Consider the following 18,278-nt stretch of genomic DNA (forward strand, 5'->3'; position numbering starts at 1 on the left):
ACGCATGAGACGTGCCTCAAAAACCGACCAACAAGGGAACGAGAACTATGAAGATCAATAGCATCGTCGTCGCAGCATTGCTGACGACCGGGCTTACCAGCATCGCCTCCGCCCAGGACATTACCGTGGGCTATATCTCCCCGATCGCGGCGCAGCCCGGCCAGCAGTTCATCAGCGCCGGCATGGAAAAAGCCATCAATTCACTGGGCTGGAAGTGGCGCCTGCTCGACGCCAACCTGTCGGCTGACCGTCAGGTGTCCCATGTCGACACCCTGCTGACGCTGGGCGTGCGTGCCATCGCGTCCTGGTCGCTCGATCCAAATGCCGTGGCCGGCGCCTATGCCCGCGCCAATGCTCAGAACGTTCCCGTAATCGGCGTCAATTCGACCGGTGAAGGCGTGACCAATACCGTGTGGTGGGAAGTCAACACCTGCGAGCCCGGCGGCCCATACGAGCAGCAGGCCGCGTGGATCAATGAGCGCGCGCCCGGCGCCAAGGTTATCGTCATGGGTGGTCCTCCAGTGCCATCGATCATGAGCAACGTTGCGTGCTTCACCGCCGCCGCGAAGGCCGCCGGCCTCGACGTGATCGACCAGATCGACAACACCCGCGACTCCGCCGCCAACGCGTCGACCCTGGCATCGGACGAGCTGCTGCGCTTCCCCGACGTGCAGGCCGTCTGGGCCTATAACGACCAGAGCGCGCTTGGCTTCTCGGCTGCCATCAATGCATCGGGCGGCAAGGTCTATGGCGCCAATGGTCCTGAAGGCGTGATGGTGTTTGGCGTCAACGCCGATCCCGACGCCATCGAAGCCGTGCGTGATGGTCGCCTGACCGGCACCTGGGACCCAGACAGCTTTGCCACCGGCATCGCCGTCGCCAAGGCCATTCAGGCAGCCATCGAAACACCCGATGCGCCGCAGGTTCAGCTGACCGTCAAGTCGACCCTCTTTACCGCCGACAATATCGACACCTGGGTGCCTGATCTCCAGCGCCCATACGACCTCGAAAACATCCCCCTCGCGCAGTGATTTTCGACGGCCCGGCGGCTTCCCCCGCCGGGCCAACCCTTGACCGGAGACAGGACCATGACCGTAGCCGTAACGATCGATGCTGAACGGGTTACCCCAGTCGCGCTTGGTGCGTTTACCGGTTCTCTGTTTGCCACGCGCTCCCCCATTCAGGCGTGCTCGCTTGATGAGGCGCGCACCTATCTGGGCAATATCCTGGCGCCGCACGAACTTGGCCTTCGCGGTCGCGGCAAGAAGCTCCGCCTGCTGCACAATAGCGCCGGCGTGCACCAGCTGAGCCTTCACTTCATCGCCTATCAGTCCGATGCCGAAGGCGTTGAAGTTCTCGCGCCCAAGCTCGAGAGCAATATCCTGCTGAAAATCCCGCTGAGCGGTTCGGCCGAAGTGTCTCAGGGCCGCGGGAGCTACACGATCAGGCCTGGCATGATCTTTCTGGCCGAGCCGCGCAAGCCGCTGACCGCCAGCATGTCGCCGGACTACCAGCAGTTGACCCTGCAGGTGCCGATGTCGGTTCTGCTGCACGCGGCCAATTCGGAACTGCACGAACTGGGCAATGAAAAGCTGCAGTTCGATACCGATACCATCAACACCTCGCCGGCCCCGCGCCTGCTGCTCAGCACACTGGGCTCGATCTGCCAGGCGCTGGATAGCTGCGATGGCATGTTCACCCAGCCGATGGTACAGCGCTCGTTCCAGGCGACGCTGGTGTCGCTGATCTTGGGCCTGCCCAACAATCTGGCTGGCCGCCTCGGCGAGGGCCGCAGTTGTGCCGCGCCCTATTATATCCGCCGCGCCGAAGACTTCATGCGGGCGCATCTGACCGACGACATTGGCATCGAAGATCTGGTGCGTGTCGCCGGGGTCAGCCGCCGTTCGCTGCATGCCGGGTTCCGCCGTTTCCGCGATACCACGCCGCTGTCGCTGCTGAAATCGCTCAAGCTTGAAGCCGCGCGCGACGAGATTTTGGCCTGTAGTGGCGTCGAGCGCACCGTCACGGATATCGCCACCCATTATGGCTTTTATCACCTCAGCAAATTCGCCCGCGACTTCCGCGAAAGCTTCGGCCTGTTGCCGTCGGAAATGCTGAAAAGTTCAACGCGGTGAACCAGATGCCGATTTCTGCACTGCTGGGCTAACTCGTTCTCCCAAGCGCCTGTCTCGGTGTCGCGGGATGCCCGACACTGATGCCAATAGGATAGGAGAACGACGCTATGCTGCGGCTTGAGAACGATCTTTCCCAACTTGGTGCCGAGGCCACCGCATTTCTTGGCAAGCGGCATGGCCTTCATATCGGGGGCAAGACCAAGCCGACCAAAGACAGCTATGCGCTGACCGATCCGACCTCGGGCGCCGTCATCGGCCACGCCGCTGAAGCGACCACGGACGATATCGATACGGCCGTTAAAGCCGCCCGTGCGGCTCTCTCTGGTCCATGGGCGCGGATGCGGCCGAACGAGCGTGAATTGTGCATGCTGCGGCTGGCCGATCTGGTCGAAAAGCACGAAACCGAACTCTCGCAGATTGAGACCGTCTGCTCGGGCCGCCTGCTGGGCAATACACGGGGCGTCGACGTCGGCTATTCCGCCCATTTCCTGCGCTACATGGCGGGCTGGTCGACCAAGATCGAGGGGCAGACCATGCGCCTCTCCATCCCCTATCTCCCCGAAGGCGATTTCAGCGGCTTCACCTTCCGCGAACCGATTGGCGTCGTTGCCGCCATCGTGCCGTGGAATGTGGCGCTGGGCATCGCGGTCTGGAAGATCGCCCCTGCCCTTGCCGCGGGCTGCTCCATCGTGCTCAAGCCGGCCCCACAGACGCCGCTCAGCACGCTGCGCTTTGCCGAACTGGCGCTGGAAGCGGGCATTCCCGAAGGCGTGCTCAATATCGTTACCAGCAGCAATGCCAAGATCGGCGCGGCGCTGGTCAACCATCCCGACGTCAATATGGTGACCTTCACCGGCTCCACCGCCGTGGGTCGCCAGATCGCGATGGACGCCGCCTCTGGCCTCAAGCGTTGTAGCCTCGAACTGGGCGGCAAGTCGCCCTTCCTGCTGTTTGCCGATGCGCCGCTTGAACGCGCTATTCCCGATGCGGCCTGGGCGATCTTTTCCAACCATGGCCAGAATTGCTGCGCCGGTTCGCGCCTCTATGTGCACGAGAGCATCTATGAAGAAGTGCTCGACGGCGTGGTGCAGATCGCCAAGTCGATCCGGCTCGGTTCGCCGCTCGATGCGTCTTCGCAAATGGGTCCGGTGGTGACGCGGTCCCAGCAGGAGCGTATCCAGAATTTCATCGCCGCCGGCCAGGCTGAAGGCGCCCGTCTTGCCTATGGCGCAGCGGCGGTTGATCACCCCGGCTATTACGTCAGCCCAACGGTTCTGGCCGATGTGACGCCAGACATGTCGCCAGTCCGCGAAGAGATTTTCGGACCGGTGCTGGTGGCCGCTTCCTTCAAGACTGACGAGGAAGCCCTGGCCCTCGCCAACAACTCCGAATATGGCCTCGGCGCCAGCGTCTGGACCAATGATTTCGAACGCGTCAATCGCATGACGCGTGGCCTTGAAGCCGGCTCGGTCTGGGTCAACGTCCACAATGCGCTCGACGTCGCCCTGCCCTTCGGCGGCTGGAAAAATTCCGGCCTTGGCGCCGATCTCAGCGAAACCGCCGTTCTGGCCCATACCAAGGTCAAGGCCTCGGTCCACCGCCACTTCTAGGACATCCAATGACCGTTCCACTGCACTATCTCAGCCTCACCGAACTCGCCAGCAAGCTGGCAACAGGCGAGGTCAGTGCAGTGGAGGTCACCCAGCATGCGCTGGACCGGATCGCGGCTTTGGCGGACCGGACCAATGCCTTCATCACCGTAACCAGCGATCTCGCGCTGGAGGCCGCCGCTCGCGCGGACGCGCTGCGCGCCAGCGGCGCAACCCTGCCGCCGCTGCACGGCATCCCGATCACGCTCAAGGATATCTTTGACGTCGAAGGCGTGGCGACAACTGCCGGCATGCCGATCCGCCGCACCCATATCGCCGACGGTAATTCCACCATCGTCACCCGGCTGCAAAATGCCGGCGCGATCATTCTGGGCAAGGTCAATGTGGCCGAAGGGGTCTTCGGGCAATACCTGCCGCCTTATGGCCATCCCATCAATCCGTGGAACCGGCAATATTGGGGCGGTGCTTCGTCAGGCGGCAGCGGTGTCGCGACGGCAGCGGGCCTTGGCTATGGCTCGATTGCGTCCGATACCGGCGGCTCGATCCGCATGCCCAGCGCCGTCAATCGCGTCACCGGGCTAAAACCGACCTGGGGCCGTGTCAGCCGTCATCGCGTTTTTGAATTGGCCGGCTCTCTCGACCATGTCGGCGTCATGGCGCGGTCGGCCGAAGATATCGCCGTGCTCCTCGGCGTCATCGCCGGCGAGGACAGCGCCGATCCGACATCTCTGCTCGCACCGGTGCAGGACTATGTGGCCGAACTCTCCGTGCCACGCAAACTCAAGATCGGCATGCCGCGTAACTGGCTGGCCAATGGCGTTGACGCCGATGTTCTGGCCGCGCTTGAAAGCACTGTCGAGACGTTCCGTACGCTCGGTGCCGAGATCGTCGATATCGAGCTGCCACCCGATGAGGACCTGGTGCAACATTGGTATGAGATCTGCACGGCACAGGTCGCGCTCGTGCACGAAACCAGCCATCGCCTGCACGGCTCGACCTATTCGCTGCCGCTATCGACGGCCATCGAGCACGGTCGCAGCATGCCCGCCTCGACGCTGCAGCGGGCCTATACCTATCGCCAGAATTTTGCCGGCGCGCTAGACCGCATCTTGCAGCAGGTGGACCTCATCGCAGTCCCCGCCATGCCCTGCGCGCCGCCCAAGTTCACCGAAGTGGAAGCGATGGACAACGACACCATGTTTGCCCTGCACCGCTTTACGTCACCCTTCTCGATGAGCGGCGTGCCGACCGTTACCTTCCCCTGCGGCACGACACGGGACGGCCTGCCCTATGCCGCGCAACTGGTGGCCGCGCGTCTCGATGAACCCTCAGTGCTCGCCGCTGTCCATGCCTTCCAGCAGGCCACGGCATTTCATCGCAGCCACCCCGATCTATGAGAGCGGGCCGCCGAGGCGGCCCACTCAAATTTGATCGTCAGGCGCCTTCGACCCGCGCCTTGCCGAGTTGGGCGTAGATTTGCGGACGCTTTGATTTCAGCGTGATGGCATAGACAAACCCGATCAGCGCAACCACGGGTACGACCCAGATCAGGTTGTTGATGATCGGCGACTCCACCCCGGTCAGCGCCGAGTAATTGGTCACGGCCATGAAGGTGGCAAAGGCCACGATCAGCCCGCCTGCCACCGGCGCGACGGTCTTGGCAAAGCTCTTTTCGCCACGCCGCCAGAAGAACACCGGGATGCTGAAGGCGGTCAGAGCAATCAGGACCATCAGGCTGACCGAGCCAATGCCGATCAGGGCAGGCGAGACGTTGAGCAGGGGATCAAGTCCACTGGCGGCAGACGCCGCAATGATTACCGCCAACAGCACAGCCAGCACAGCGCTGGCGCTGCTGGGGGATTTATAGACCTTGTGCGTCTTGGCGAAACGCTCGGGCATCACCCCGTCGCGCGCCAGGGCATAGACATAGCGCGATGCGTTGTTGAAAAGGCCAAGCGAGGCGGCAAAGGCACTGGTGATGACGAGCACGCTGAACATGCCGCCACTCCAGCCGCCGAGGAACCGCTCGGCCTGACCGATGACGAAGTGCCCGGGATCGGCACCGGCAATCGCCGAAACCTGATCGCTGCCCACCGAGCTCGACAGTGCCCACGACGTCAGGATGTAAAAAGCACCGGCGAGGGTCACCGCGATGAAGGTGGCGCGCGGAATTGTCCTCGCCCGATCCTTGGCCTCTTCCTGATAAATGGCCGTGCCTTCAATGCCGGCCATGCCGTTAAAAGCATAAACGAGCGCAATGCCGAGGCCGGGTGCAAAGACGGAACTGGGGGAAAAGTCACCCAGATTGAAAGCCGGCCAGCCAAGCTGGAACAGCACCGCAACATCGAGCGCCAGGATCATCAGCACTTCGGTGATCAGGATAACGCCGAGAATAACGGCCGCCGAGGTAATGCGCCGATAGGCGACAAAGCCAATGGCCACGACGCTCAGCAGACCCCACAGCGCCCAATGCGTATCGAGCCCGGTTATGGTCAGGAACAGATCGCGACAAAAGAAGGCGAGCGCTGCGACGGTCGACGCGCAGAGCGCAAAATAGGCCATGGTTGATAGCAGCGCGGCAGCAAGGCCGAGTTCTTTGCCCAAGCCTGCCGAGATATAGGCGTAGAAGGCGCCCGCATTCTTGATGAACGGGATGATCTTCACATAGCCGATGGCGAACAGCATCAGCGCCAGTGCGGCGATCAAAAACGCCCCCGGCAGGCCCGCGCCATTGCCATAGGCAAAGGCGATCGGCAGCAGCGCCACCACAACGGCCAGCGGCGCGCTGACGGCCACCACCATGAACACGACGGCGCCGGTATTCAGCACGCCCGATTGTAATGCCTGGTCGGATCGAACCGCCCCGGCTTCGATATTTTTGCTCATTCTACGCCCCTTACCAAAACTGGTCTCCACGAGTTCTTTTTATTGTCCGGCGCCAGCCCCCTCAGACCGCCGCCGGGATGTCATCGTCAACTGCTTGTCGGAAGGTGCCCCGGCACGATCAGGCTGAGCGCCATGCAACCGGCACCTTCGAGACCCGCCAACGCCCCCGGATTGAGGGCCTGCACGATGAGCGCCGCAGAGGTCAGCAGCAGCACTGCCGCCGAACCAAATTCCAGCACCAAGCCGCCATGCGCCGTCGCACCCCGGGAGGCCCCTGCGTTGGCGCAGGCAGGAGCCGATTTGCTTTTGCAAACCTCGGACTTTGACAGCCAGAACAGCAGCTTTCCGGCCATCAACGAGATCGACAGGCAGCAGATCATTTTCTGCCATCCTGCCCGATTGCCGTCGCTCTATTTACGAGCAGCATTTGTCGTCTTTCCCGCCTGCCTTGCCGCCGGTGTGCGGCGTTGCGGCAGGAATTTTCATCGCCGGGCTACCGGCAAAGAAGTTGTTCGGCTTGAGCGTGAACCCCGCATATTCCACCGGCATGATCGGGAAGTCCTCGGGCTTGCAGACATGGGTGTGGCCAAAGCTGTGCCAGAGCACGATGTCCTTGTTCACGATGTCGCGCTTCTGCCGCACGAAGACCGGCAGTCCGCATTCGCCGCCATGCTGGTTGGGATATTCGCCGCTGGCGAAGCGCTCCTCGGGGGCATAGGGCGTCACCCAGATATGCTTGCTGGCAAAGCCGGCGCGCTTGTAAACCGATGAGCCTTCATCGGCGAGCAGGGTCGGCTGCGGCATCACCACGACCTTGTAGCCGGGCGAATTGCCAACTTCGTTCTTGATGTTGGGGTTGACCACTTTCCAGTAGCGCCCCGTCGCGCCATCGGCCACGCGGCCTGCATCGGCTTCGTTCTCGAGCAGTTCACTGCTGACCTCGAAGACGTTGCCATGGGGGTTCTTTGGCCCCATGGGCACGCGGCGGTATTCGTGCTCGGTCACGCTATTGCCCGTGCCATCGACGGCCATGTGCATGCGCGCATTGAAGAAGTGCTGGTGGCTTGGCCCGCCCAGATCGGGGGTGATCATGCCGCCCCATTTATAGCGCTCGCCATCCATCAACGCCGAGGTCTGCACGATGCCGGTCAGCTTGGCTTCAAGCTGCACCGTGCCGTCCTGATAGAGGTACCAGTAGAAGCCGTAGTCGTAATTGCCGACGGTGGCGAAGAAGCTGATCACCAGGCGACGCGACCGACGGGTCTCGCTGATATTGCTGCGGAATTCATTGTGCTTCCACAGAATGCCGTAGTCTTCCTCGTGCATGCAGATGGCGTTTTTCATCACGAACGACTTGCCGAAATCGTCGGCGGCCGGCACGTCGAAATAGTGGATGTGACCGAGGCAGTCGCAGCCCAGTTCAAGCTGATTGGCCAGTTTGCCGAGCCCGAATTCGCCCGCGTCGAACGCGCATTTGGCGAAGTGCTGCGGGCTCGGATCAGCGTAGGGCACAGCCATTTCGGTGATGCTGGCGCGATAGATGATCGAGCGCAGGTTGCCGTCATCGCGGAAGCCGAGCTGGTTCAGCACCAGGCCTTCGCGTGGCGTGAAGCTGATGCGGAACTCCCAGTCCTGCCACTTGACGCTCCAGCCATCGACTTCAAAGCTGGGGCCTTCCGGCTGAATGACTTCGAGCGGCTTGAGATCGGTGCGCGGCGTCAGCGTGGCGCTATCATAATTGTATTGCGCGCGCGGAATGGGCACGAGGCGCCCGTCGTCTTCAAGCGACAGGATCTTGCCCTCGATCAGATCAACGACGGCCACGATGCCCTCGATGGGATGGGCATAGGCGTTGTCCTTTTCGTAGGCGCGATAGTAGGACACCGCGCGCAGAATGCGGCGGCCCTTATAGGGCTCGAAGTCGAAGTAGCCGGGCGAGATCGGATCGACCTGAATAAGCTCGATATCCGCATCGCTCAGGCCACGCCGAACCATGGCCGCGCGCCAATCGGGGTCGGCCTTGACGATGGCAGCGGCACGGTAAAAGTCCTCGACAATGATCGGCGCCTGCCCGTTTTCATGATCGGTGGGCTTGGCCTGCCAGGAGATGATGCTATTGGCGCGCAGATCGACCAGCACTTCGGCAGCCAGCCCCGTCGCATTGTCCAGTGTCAGAACGAAAGCCGTGCGCGAGAAATCTGCGCCTTCGGCAAAACCATCGACTTCAGCCTTGGGCGGCTCCTTGAGCTCGACCCAGGGAAACCGTGGCAGTTCGCCAACCTGCTCATGCGCAAGCACGAGGCCACAGGCGCGATCGATTTCTTCAACGGTCAGCGGATCGAGGGGATGGCGGACTTCGCTGGCGCGAGCCGGGTGGCAGTGATGGTCTTGCATGGATAACTCTCAACGTCGACTGAACGCCGAGAGTGGACCGGGCTAGATGCGGGTCACAGTGCAAACAGGGCCAAGATTATTGCAAATCCGGCCAAGCTGCGCGGGTGGGCTAATGGATTGCCCTGCTGTCTGCAAACTGCTTGGGCGAGAGGCCCGTCCATTCCTTGAAGGCGCGTGAAAACACCGCCGCATCGGAATAGCCCAGCCGCTCGGCCAGTTCCGCCGTCTGGATGGTCTGGCTCGACAACAGCATCTCGGCCTTGGCGTGCCGCCGCTCCTGCAGGATCGCCCGGAACGAGGTTCCGGCGTCGTCGAGTTTGCGACGCAGACTGCGGGTCGACATGTTGAGATCGCCCGCCACCGTTTCAATCGTCATCAGCGAATGTCCGAGACGACGATCAATCGAGGCGGCGACGATTTCGGCAATCTCTGAGCCGCTGTCATCGTCTTCGCTGTGCATCAGATCGAGCAGGTGACGCGACAGGGTCTTGGCGAAATCGCGCGGCAGATGCTCGCCGCCGTGGCGCAGGGGCCGATCCAGATCCTCGGTGCGAACGGTGAGGCGATTGCCCAGCATGCCACCGCGCACCGGCGCGCCAAAAAACGCCGTCAGCCGATCGCAACCCTTGGGCAGCGGGTGTTCGAATTCGACCGCTTCTGGATGCCAGCGCGGCAGGCCCAGTTCGCGGATCATCGACACCTGGGCGGCCAGCGTGAATTCGGCATCCTGTCGGCGCGGCCAGATTTTGGGGTCGTTGATGACATAGAGGAAATGGGTCAGCTCCTCGCCACGCTCGACCACGAAGGTCGTATTGGCCTGCCAGGCATGCTGGAAGCTGCGCAGATATTCGAAGGCATCGCCGAGCGTCCGCGCGCTTTGCAGCAGAGCCGCAAACGGCCCCAGCATCTGCTGGTGAAACCCCATGCCCAGATCAAGCCCGACCAGATCATTGCAGGTGACTTTGGCCGCATCCTCGAACAGCCCGATATGGGTGCGCAGCGGCATCCAGCGATAGGGCGAGGCCAGTGCATCGAGCGATACACCATGCTCGCCCAGCACCTGTTCGGTGGGCAGGCCAAGCCGGCGCAGTTCGCCCACCACCGGCTCTAGAAAGAAGGCGCGGATCATCGAACGGTCGCACGGCGTCGTAGCTGCTGACTTGGATCTCATTGCCGTAAACCGCCCCTCCTAGACGTCCGAGAACCACTTTGGACAGTATGAAGGCTTTATGTCAATTCGTCGCAAGTCGATGCCATTTCGGCATCGGTCATGAGCAATTTTACTATTGGAACGCGGGGTCGATTTCCGTTGTCATCGCGCAAATTTCGGGCACGACGGAGGAGAGTTGCCATGACGGACCAGATCGCCACCTTTATCGATGGCGTCGCGGACCAGGTCATCGCATGGCGCCGCCATCTGCATGCCCATCCCGAATTGTCGTTCGAGGAACACGAGACCGCCCGGTTCATTCTCGACACGCTCAGCCAGATCGGCGACTTCGAGATCAGCCGACCATCGGGCACCAGTGTCGTGGCGCGGCTGATCGGCAAACAGCCCGGACCGACCATCGCCATCCGCGCCGATTTCGACGCCCTGCCGATCACCGAACAGACCGGCCTGCCCTTCGCCTCGCAGAACCCCGGCGTCATGCATGCCTGCGGCCATGACGGCCACACCGCCATCTTGCTGGGCACCGCAAAGGTTCTGCATCAACTGCGCGACCAGATCGCGGGCGAAGTGCGCTTCCTCTTCGAGAATGGCGAAGAGACCCCACCGGGCGGCGCGGTTGGCATGATTGCCGGTGGCGCCATGGAGGGCGTGGACAAAGTCATCGGCCTCCACCTCTGGGCGCCGTTCGAGCTTGGCGTGGTGCAGATCAATTCGGGGCCGGTGATGGCGGCCTGCGATATTTTCAGTATCGAGGTCAAAGGGCGCGGCGGGCACATCGGCACACCGCATACCAACGTCGATCCGATAGCAATCGGGGCACAGATCGTCACCAATCTACAGCATTTAGTATCGCGAGAACTGTCCCCGCTAGCGACCGCCGTCGTCGGCGTCACCCAGTTTCACGCCGGCCAGTCGGTTGGCGTCGTTCCGGCAACGGCCAGCATCAGCGGCGGGACAAATACTTTCGGCACCGACGTTCGCGACCTGATCGAGCGCCGCATCGGTGAGATTGCCAGCGGCATTTGCGCAGCCCATGGCGCGACGTGCGACTACACTTATACCCGCATCTACGATGCCGTCGTGAACGATGCCGAAACAGCAGCTTCCGTCCGCTCCGTCGCAACGGCCCTGTTTGGCTCAGACGGCGTTGGTGAAGCCGACCCCATCATGCCCGGCGAAGACTTCTCCGCCTTCGGTCAGCAGGCACCGTCCTGCTTTATCCTGCTCGGCGCAGGCAACGCCCAGAAGGGCATCACCGCCCCCCACCACGACGCGGCATTCGACATCGACGAAGATGCCCTCGCGATGGGGGTAAAGCTGTTCGTCCATTCGGCCCTGGACCTGCTGAAGCGCTAGACCTACTGCGCGACCTTGGAATGAAGCTCGCGCAGGAAGGGCATGGAGTCGAACTGGTCGGGCTGGACGTGTTCCCAGGATATCCCCTTGGGGCGGGGGTGGTTGCTGGTCGAGGTGATCAGCTCTTTTTCGGTGGCGACGTAGTCCATCCAGCAGTCGAATTCCATCATCACGATGTTGTCGTCGGCGACAAGCTGGGTGGAGTGGACGCTGGTGACCAAAGGGGTATCTGGGCGGATGCGGCCCAGTTCATTGAGCAGGCCCGCCTCGAGATCGGCAAAGCCGCCGCCCTTGCCGGTGCGCGCGCCCTGACGGGTGACCGCGACCGAGCCGAAGACGCAGAAGTCGAGTTCGGGGATGTCGGTGAACTCGATGCGTTCGCCGTAATACATATACCCCTGATGGCTGGCAGCGAGTTCAAAGGTTATCCCCTTGTCCCGCAGGACTGCCGGATCGATGCGGACATAGGGCGCCTTCTGCACCAGTTCGGGAACCGGGCAGTAGAGCGTCTTGCCTTCATAAAGGGCCCGCAGGCGCAGCGAATACTGCGCGGAATCCGGATTGACCTTGACCGCCTTGGCCGTCTTCCAGGCCGGGATCTGCACCAGATGCCACGCGGCCACATCGGCGCCGGTGAAATTGGGGATATGGCTGCGGGTCGGCCCGATGGCGACGCCGTCGGCGATCAGCTGGTCCCAGATGGCATTGCGCAATTCATCCTTGGCAGGATTGCGCCCTGCCCAACGACCACGGTCATTCATTACGCTCTCCGTCAATGAGTATTGGGATCGAGCCGGCGGCCGCTATTTGCATCAAACAGCAATGGCGTTTCTGCCGGCGGATAGAGAAGAACTTGGGGGCCCGCCACCGCGTCGCCTGTCGGCATGCGTACAGTGAGGCGGCTGCCGCCGGTTTCGACATGGACCAGACGGTCGCCGCCGATAAATTCGATAGCGCTGATTCTGGCAGGCAGGCCGCCGTCGCCGCTGGCGCGCAGGGTCAGCATTTCCGGGCGCAGGGCCATCAGGCAAGCGGTGCCGGACGTGACGCCATTGGCGGCAGGCGACAACGCAGCGATGGGACGCCAGACATCGCCATTCGCCAATGTCCAACTGTCGGCACCATTGGCCGAAAGAGGCAACAGGTTGGCGGGTGGATTGCCGACAAAGCCGGCGATGAAGGAGGTGGCGGGGCTGCGATAGAGCGTTTCGGGCGTCTCATATTGCAGGATGCGACCGCTTTCCATCACGGCGATCCGGTCTGCCGTGGCCAGCGCCTCGGACTGATCGTGGGTGACCATGATGGTGGTGATGCCGGTGCGATCATGCAGTTGGCGCAGTTCCAGCCGCACCTTGTGGCGAAGAACGGCGTCAAGGTTGGAGAGCGGCTCATCGAGCAGCAGTAGGCGCGGACGAATGGCGATGGCGCGCGCGATGGCGACGCGCTGTTGCTGGCCACCCGACAGCTCGCTCGGGCGACGGCTCAGGGATGGATCAAGGCCAACCATGTCCAGCGATTCATCGACGCGCGCCTCGGCCTCGCGACCGCTCATGCCCAGCATATCGAGGCCGAAGCGGACGTTCTGGCGGATGCTGAGATGGGGGAACAGGGCGTAGTTCTGGAACACCAGGCCGATATTGCGCTTCCAGGGCGGCAGGTCGGTGATGTTGGCGCCAGCGAGATGGATTTCGCCGTGGTCGGGCTGCATCAGCCCGGCCATGATCTGCAGCAAGGTCGATTTGCCACAGCCGCTGGGGCCAAGCAGCGCCACAAACGCGCCCTGTTCAACATCGAGGTCAATGTCGTGCAGCGCGGTGAAAGCCTTGTAGCTTTTGCGGACGGAACGGATGCGAAGATAGGAAGATCCGGTCATCAGAACCGCCTTGAAAGCTGGAAGAGACGTTGGCCGACGACGATGACCACAATGGTGAAGGCGACGATCATCGCGCCGATGGCGATGGTGGTCGGGTCGATGCCCTCGGTGCGAAGCCGCGAGAAGGTGCGGACCGGGAAGGTGATCCAGCCGGCACCAGCGATCAGCGTCGTGACCACGACGTCGTTGAACGACACGAGGAAAGCGATTGCCGTGCTGGACAGCAGGCCCGGCATTGCCAGTGGCAACGTCACGCGGCGCATGACGTGGAAGGGCGAGGCCCCGAGGCTTTTGGCGGCCGCTTCCAGATTTGGATCGATCTCGTCGAAAGTGGCGATCATGATCCGCGCGGCGAAGGGGATGGTGATGGTCACATGCGCCAGGATCAGCCCCGGCAGCGTACCGTTCATGCCCAGTTCGGCATAGATCGACAGCAGCGCGATAGCCCAGACAACCAGCGGCAATGTCAGCGGCGCCAGCAGTAAAACTTCCATGCCAAGCCGATAGGCCGGTCGGCCACGCACCAGGCCAAAAGCGGCAAAGCTGGCGAGGGTGACGGCGATGAATGTGGCGATCAGGCCGAGTATCGTGCTGACCCAGAGGCTGCTGCGATATTCGGAATGGTTGAACGCGGCCTCGAACCAGCGCAGCGAATAGGAGCGCGGCGGGAAGCGGAAGATGTTGCCGCCATCGAAAGCCGAAAAGATCAGCACGAGGATCGGCGCCAGCAGAAATGCCAGAATGGCAATGACGGCGACCAGCATCAGGGTCTTGCTCAAGCGGGAGGTCATACAGTCCTCCCGAGGCGGCGCATGACCAGCGCGCCGAGCACGCAGGCCAGCAGCAGGAACAGCAGCATGACCATGGCCAGCGCCGAGGCAAATGGCCAGTCGAGCACGAGCGCTGCCTGCTGATAGGCCAGCGAAGCGAAGGTGACGACCTTGCCCTGCCCCAGAATCTGGGGCGTGACGAAGGCGGTCAGCGAGGCACAAAAAACCAGCAGGCTGCCCGCGACAATGCCAGGCATCATCAACGGTAGCAGTACACGACGCCAGACAACGGTACGGCGAGCGCCCAGTGACATGGCGGCTTTCTCATAGTCCGCCGGAATGCGTTCAATGGTGGTGATCAGCGGCAGCAGCATCAGGGGCAGGAAGGCCTGCACGAGACCGATGGTGACGCCGGTTATGTTGCCGAGCAGCGGCAGGCTGGTCTGGATCAGGCCCATGGCCTTGAGGCCGCCATTGATAAAGCCCAGCGGGCTCAAGAGATTGACGAGACCCAGCGTTGGCAGGAGAGCACCGCAGACCAGTGGCAGGATCGAGAGGCCAATCAGCAGGCCCTTGGCGCGACCGGCATGCAGCACGATCCAGCGCGCCAGCGGCAAAGCAAGGATGAGACAAATCAGGGTCACGACGGCGCTGAGCCACAGCGTGGTCCACAGCCCGCCGAGATAATAGCTGTCGCCGACAATGCGGGTGTAATTGGCGAGGGTGAGATTGGTGTCCATCCGGAGCGAGCCGGGGGTCTGGCTCCAAAAGCTCAGGACGAGCAGATAGGCGAAGGGCAGGACGAAGACACCGAACATCAAGCACGCTGCTGGCGCAACGAGCATGGCCGTGGTGATTGGCCTGATGTCCGGTGTCTCCTTCAATGGTCTAGCCCCTCAAGTGCTTTCCAGGTCTGTTACTGACCGAGGATTTGCTTGTTCCAGCGATCGGTCCAGTCGGAACGCTGCGAGATCACATAGGGCCAATCGAGCTGGAGAAGGCTTGCGACTTCCTCAGGCGTATTGATCACGCGGGCGGCTTCTTCGTCGGTCAGGACAACCTTGGAATTGGTCGGACCGAAGTTGAGCTCCTTGGCATAGGCGGTCTGGTTTTCAACGCCGAGGGCAAGGTTGATGAACATCTGCGCCAGTTCGGGCTCTGGGCTGTTTGCAACCTGGCAAACCATGTCGCGCACGAGAACCGGACCTGGGTCCTTGGGGAAGGCAAAGCCGATGCCCTCATAGTTCTCGAGGTTGGAAATGACATAGCCCGAGATCATCGGTGCAGCGGCGATTTCGCCGGCATCCATCAGCGAAAGAACTTCGTCGAGGCTGCTATAGGTCAGTGCAGGCGCACCGAGTTCGGCGAGCTTGGCAAAGGCCACGTCGGGATCGTGTTCATTGACGCCCTCAATGCGGGCAGCCACGGCGAGCATGCCGTCGCCTTCCGAGCTTGGGTATGGGGCATAGGCCATCTTGCCCTTGAATTCCGGGTTCCACAGCTCAGACCATTCGGGCGGCTGGGGGAACAGTGCCTTGCTATAGGCAATGCCGAGACCGACAAGGCTCATTGCATAGCAGCCGTCATTCATGCCGGGCCAGACATCGGCCGCATTGGCGACCTTGGAGGCATCGGGAGCCATCACAAGACCGTCCTTGAGAGCGGCTGGGGCTTCATAAATGTTCTGGAAGGTCACATCCATGGTGGGGTTGTTGCGTTCGGCAACCATCTTGGACAGTCGGTCGCCGCTGCCGCCGAGCAGGAATTCCACCTTGGCGCCGGTGCTGGCCTCAAGCGGGCCGGCAACGTGTTCGCGGAGCAAACGCTCAATGTCACCGCCCCACGTACCGACCACCAGCGTGTGGCCGGAATAGTCCTGTGCGAAGGCGGGTAGGCACGTGAAAAGGCTAACTGCGGTCACTGCCGCGTAACAAGCAAAGCGTTTCATGAATTCCCTGTTGTGTTGACTGTTATCGTGCTGGTCCCGTGCCCACTCGCAAAGGCACGTTGAGTGAGACTAGGGATGGCACAAAGCCAAGAACAGTTGCCGATATCATATAGCTGTCATAATCGCGCCCTTATGAGGGACGCCTCCGGCACGGCCAGCACATCGCGCTCACGCACCAGCCGCCGGATCGTTTCGCGCAGCCAACGGTGATAGCGGCTCGACTGCGAGCGCTCATGCCACAGCAGGTAAAACGCCATGACGCTAAGCTCCTCAGGCATGACAAGATGCTTGAGCGTGCCGTCGCGCGCCGCGTGCTCGGCATAGCGCCGCCCGACCGTGAACGCGTAGTCGGTTCCGGGCAGAAGCTGCGGGATGATCGAGTAGTCGGGCACCGAAACCACCACCCGCCGCTCAAGGCCATGGCGCAGCAGCATGCCTTCGATGGGACTGATGGAAAGATCCTGCTGGGACGACGGCGAGATATGGTTGAGCCGGACATATTCCTCGAGCGTCAACCGCGTCCCAGCCGGCAGGGGATGGGTGGCGCAAACAAGACACGCCAGCTCGGAACTCGCCAGTGGCATATGTTTGAGATGTTGCGGCGGGACAGGCCAGTTGCCGACAATGGCATCCAGCCCTCCGTTCTCGCGCCCGGTTTCGACGCCGCTTTGTAGCGTAGGCACGAAAAGCTCCAGTCGGCATCGCGGCGCGATCTTGTGCAGCTCGCTTATCAGATGCGGCACGAGGAAGAACTCGAACGACGTTGCCGCCGCGATGCGAATGGTGCGCTCGGAGGTGGCGGGATCAAATGTTTCGTCGGACTCCAGCAGTTCGACGAAGCCGTTGACCAGTTCCTCGACATGGGCCGACACCATCATGCCTTTGTCGGTGAGCACCATGCGTTGCCCCGACCGCACCAGCAGCGGATCGCCGAAAATGTCGCGCAGCCGACGCAGCGTGGCGCTGACAGAGGGCTGGCTCTGGCCAAGCTGGCTCGCCACCCGCGACACACTACGCTCATTGAGCAGCCGCCGCAGAATATCAAGATCGCGCAAACTGAGGCCGAAGAAATTGGAACGGCTACTCATCCTGATGCACCAGATGTCCTTCGTCTTCTATGGGCTCCAAGCTGGTACAGAATTATGCCGAAGATGGACAGACCGACATTGGTCGCCGCTGCGGAACAGCCTTAATGCGCGACGGACGACAGGTGCTCAAGATCGTCCAGCAGTGTCGGTCCGGTTGGATGCCAATCCAGTTGCGCCTGTGTCCTGGCGCTTGAAGACGACATGTCCTTGCCCACAAAAGCCATGAGCCAGCCGAAATGCTCGACTGCATCTGCACGGGGCAGATCGGCCACGGGAACGCCGAGACGACGGCTGATGGCTTCGGCGATTTGGTGGAAAGGGACCGCTGCTTCGGCAGTCGCATGATAGCGGGCGCCGGGCGACTGCGCTTCGACCGCCAACCTGAAGAGGCGCGCGGTGTCGCTCACATGGGTCGCTGACCAGCAGTTCATCCCGCCGTCCACGAACGCCGAAACGCCCTTGGCCGCAGCGAGCGCAATGACGTCCGAGACCAATCCCTGCCGCACCGTATTGTGGATCTGGGACAGGCGAATAACGGAGACATTCACACCGCGCGCCGATAGGGCCTGCCCGGCCAGCTCCGAGGCAACGCGCGGGTTGGGGTTGGCGGGATTGAAGTAGTCTTCCGTCGCGGCCTGACCAGGGGCCGCGGTGCCCATGGCGGTGCTCGAGGTTATAATCAGTGGTCGGTCAGAGCCCTGCAAGGCAGAGCCGAGGGCATCGATGGCGCGGGAATCCTTGGCGCAGTTGGCGGCAAAATTTGCAAAATTGTGGTCGAAGGCGGTGTGGATGACACCATCGCTTTGGGCAGCGCCGATCCGCAGGCTTTCGAGGTTTTCAATATCGCCGAAATGCGTCTCGGCGCCCGCCTCCATGAGAGCCTTGGCGCCCGCTTGCGAGCGCGTCATCCCAACGACCTGATGGCCGCTGCGAATGAGTTCGGGCACGATGTGGGACCCGATAAATCCCGTCGCGCCGGTCAAAAATATCCGCATGTCTCTACTCCTTGATTGCGCGGGGAGAGCAATGGCGCTAGATTTTATCCTT

At 62.0% G+C, this 18,278-nt stretch carries 16 protein-coding genes; 5 read left to right on the plus strand and 11 right to left on the minus strand.

The window, feature by feature from the left end:
* Positions 1 to 47 precede the first annotated feature (47 nt).
* From ABIE28_RS15935 to ABIE28_RS15950, 4 genes are all read left to right on the plus strand, one after another.
* Complete coding sequence (locus tag ABIE28_RS15935) at positions 48 to 1,031, plus strand: sugar ABC transporter substrate-binding protein (protein ID WP_354064612.1); 984 nt, start codon at positions 48 to 50, stop codon at positions 1,029 to 1,031.
* A 57-nt stretch (positions 1,032 to 1,088) separates the two neighbouring features.
* Positions 1,089 to 2,135: an AraC family transcriptional regulator gene (locus ABIE28_RS15940; protein ID WP_354064614.1), complete on the plus strand. Its 1,047-nt coding sequence runs from the start codon at positions 1,089 to 1,091 to the stop codon at positions 2,133 to 2,135.
* A 107-nt stretch (positions 2,136 to 2,242) separates the two neighbouring features.
* Positions 2,243 to 3,745: an aldehyde dehydrogenase family protein gene (locus ABIE28_RS15945; RefSeq protein ID WP_354064616.1), complete on the plus strand. Its 1,503-nt coding sequence runs from the start codon at positions 2,243 to 2,245 to the stop codon at positions 3,743 to 3,745.
* 8 nt (positions 3,746 to 3,753) lie between these two features.
* Positions 3,754 to 5,142: an amidase gene (locus ABIE28_RS15950; RefSeq protein ID WP_354064618.1), complete on the plus strand. Its 1,389-nt coding sequence runs from the start codon at positions 3,754 to 3,756 to the stop codon at positions 5,140 to 5,142.
* 37 nt (positions 5,143 to 5,179) lie between these two features.
* Here ABIE28_RS15950 and ABIE28_RS15955 read toward each other — a convergent pair whose 3' ends face one another.
* The 4 genes from ABIE28_RS15955 to ABIE28_RS15970 form a co-directional block, all read right to left on the minus strand.
* Positions 5,180 to 6,631 carry an APC family permease gene (locus ABIE28_RS15955; RefSeq protein WP_354064620.1) on the minus strand — a complete coding sequence of 484 codons (1,452 nt, stop codon included), beginning with the start codon at positions 6,629 to 6,631 and terminating at the stop codon, positions 5,180 to 5,182.
* A gap of 86 nt (positions 6,632 to 6,717) precedes the next feature.
* Positions 6,718 to 7,011, minus strand: coding sequence for a hypothetical protein (locus ABIE28_RS15960; RefSeq protein WP_354064622.1), 294 nt, complete (start codon positions 7,009 to 7,011; stop codon positions 6,718 to 6,720).
* Positions 7,012 to 7,045: 34 nt separating this feature from the next.
* Positions 7,046 to 9,025, minus strand: a complete 1,980-nt coding sequence (locus ABIE28_RS15965; protein ID WP_354064624.1) for a primary-amine oxidase — start codon at positions 9,023 to 9,025, stop codon at positions 7,046 to 7,048.
* 109 nt (positions 9,026 to 9,134) lie between these two features.
* Positions 9,135 to 10,196 (minus strand): AraC family transcriptional regulator, encoded by a 1,062-nt coding sequence (locus tag ABIE28_RS15970; RefSeq protein ID WP_354064625.1) that lies wholly within the window; start codon positions 10,194 to 10,196, stop codon positions 9,135 to 9,137.
* Positions 10,197 to 10,376: 180 nt separating this feature from the next.
* On the opposite strand from ABIE28_RS15970, the gene ABIE28_RS15975 reads away from it, so the two are divergent.
* Positions 10,377 to 11,552, plus strand: coding sequence for an amidohydrolase (locus ABIE28_RS15975; protein ID WP_354064627.1), 1,176 nt, complete (start codon positions 10,377 to 10,379; stop codon positions 11,550 to 11,552).
* A 2-nt stretch (positions 11,553 to 11,554) separates the two neighbouring features.
* Here ABIE28_RS15975 and ABIE28_RS15980 read toward each other — a convergent pair whose 3' ends face one another.
* The 7 genes from ABIE28_RS15980 to ABIE28_RS16010 form a co-directional block, all read right to left on the minus strand.
* A complete protein-coding gene (locus ABIE28_RS15980; RefSeq protein WP_354064629.1) occupies positions 11,555 to 12,313 on the minus strand; it encodes a 5-formyltetrahydrofolate cyclo-ligase in 759 nt (252 codons plus the stop codon).
* An 11-nt stretch (positions 12,314 to 12,324) separates the two neighbouring features.
* Positions 12,325 to 13,425 (minus strand): ABC transporter ATP-binding protein, encoded by a 1,101-nt coding sequence (locus ABIE28_RS15985; protein ID WP_354064631.1) that lies wholly within the window; start codon positions 13,423 to 13,425, stop codon positions 12,325 to 12,327.
* Positions 13,425 to 14,216, minus strand: a complete 792-nt coding sequence (locus ABIE28_RS15990) for an ABC transporter permease (RefSeq protein WP_354064633.1) — start codon at positions 14,214 to 14,216, stop codon at positions 13,425 to 13,427. Before ABIE28_RS15990 ends, ABIE28_RS15985 begins: the two co-directional genes overlap by 1 nt.
* Positions 14,213 to 15,079: an ABC transporter permease gene (locus tag ABIE28_RS15995; RefSeq protein WP_354064635.1), complete on the minus strand. Its 867-nt coding sequence runs from the start codon at positions 15,077 to 15,079 to the stop codon at positions 14,213 to 14,215. Before ABIE28_RS15995 ends, ABIE28_RS15990 begins: the two co-directional genes overlap by 4 nt.
* Positions 15,080 to 15,111: 32 nt before the next feature.
* Positions 15,112 to 16,143, minus strand: a complete 1,032-nt coding sequence (locus ABIE28_RS16000) for an extracellular solute-binding protein (protein ID WP_354064637.1) — start codon at positions 16,141 to 16,143, stop codon at positions 15,112 to 15,114.
* Between the two features lie 116 nt (positions 16,144 to 16,259).
* Complete coding sequence (locus tag ABIE28_RS16005; protein ID WP_354064639.1) at positions 16,260 to 17,231, minus strand: LysR family transcriptional regulator; 972 nt, start codon at positions 17,229 to 17,231, stop codon at positions 16,260 to 16,262.
* 101 nt (positions 17,232 to 17,332) lie between these two features.
* Positions 17,333 to 18,226 (minus strand): SDR family oxidoreductase, encoded by an 894-nt coding sequence (locus ABIE28_RS16010; protein WP_354064640.1) that lies wholly within the window; start codon positions 18,224 to 18,226, stop codon positions 17,333 to 17,335.
* Between the last annotated feature and the right edge of the window lie 52 nt (positions 18,227 to 18,278).

This window comes from Devosia sp. 2618 (assembly GCF_040546815.1).
In the GTDB taxonomy this organism is placed as follows: Bacteria; Pseudomonadota; Alphaproteobacteria; order Rhizobiales; family Devosiaceae; genus Devosia.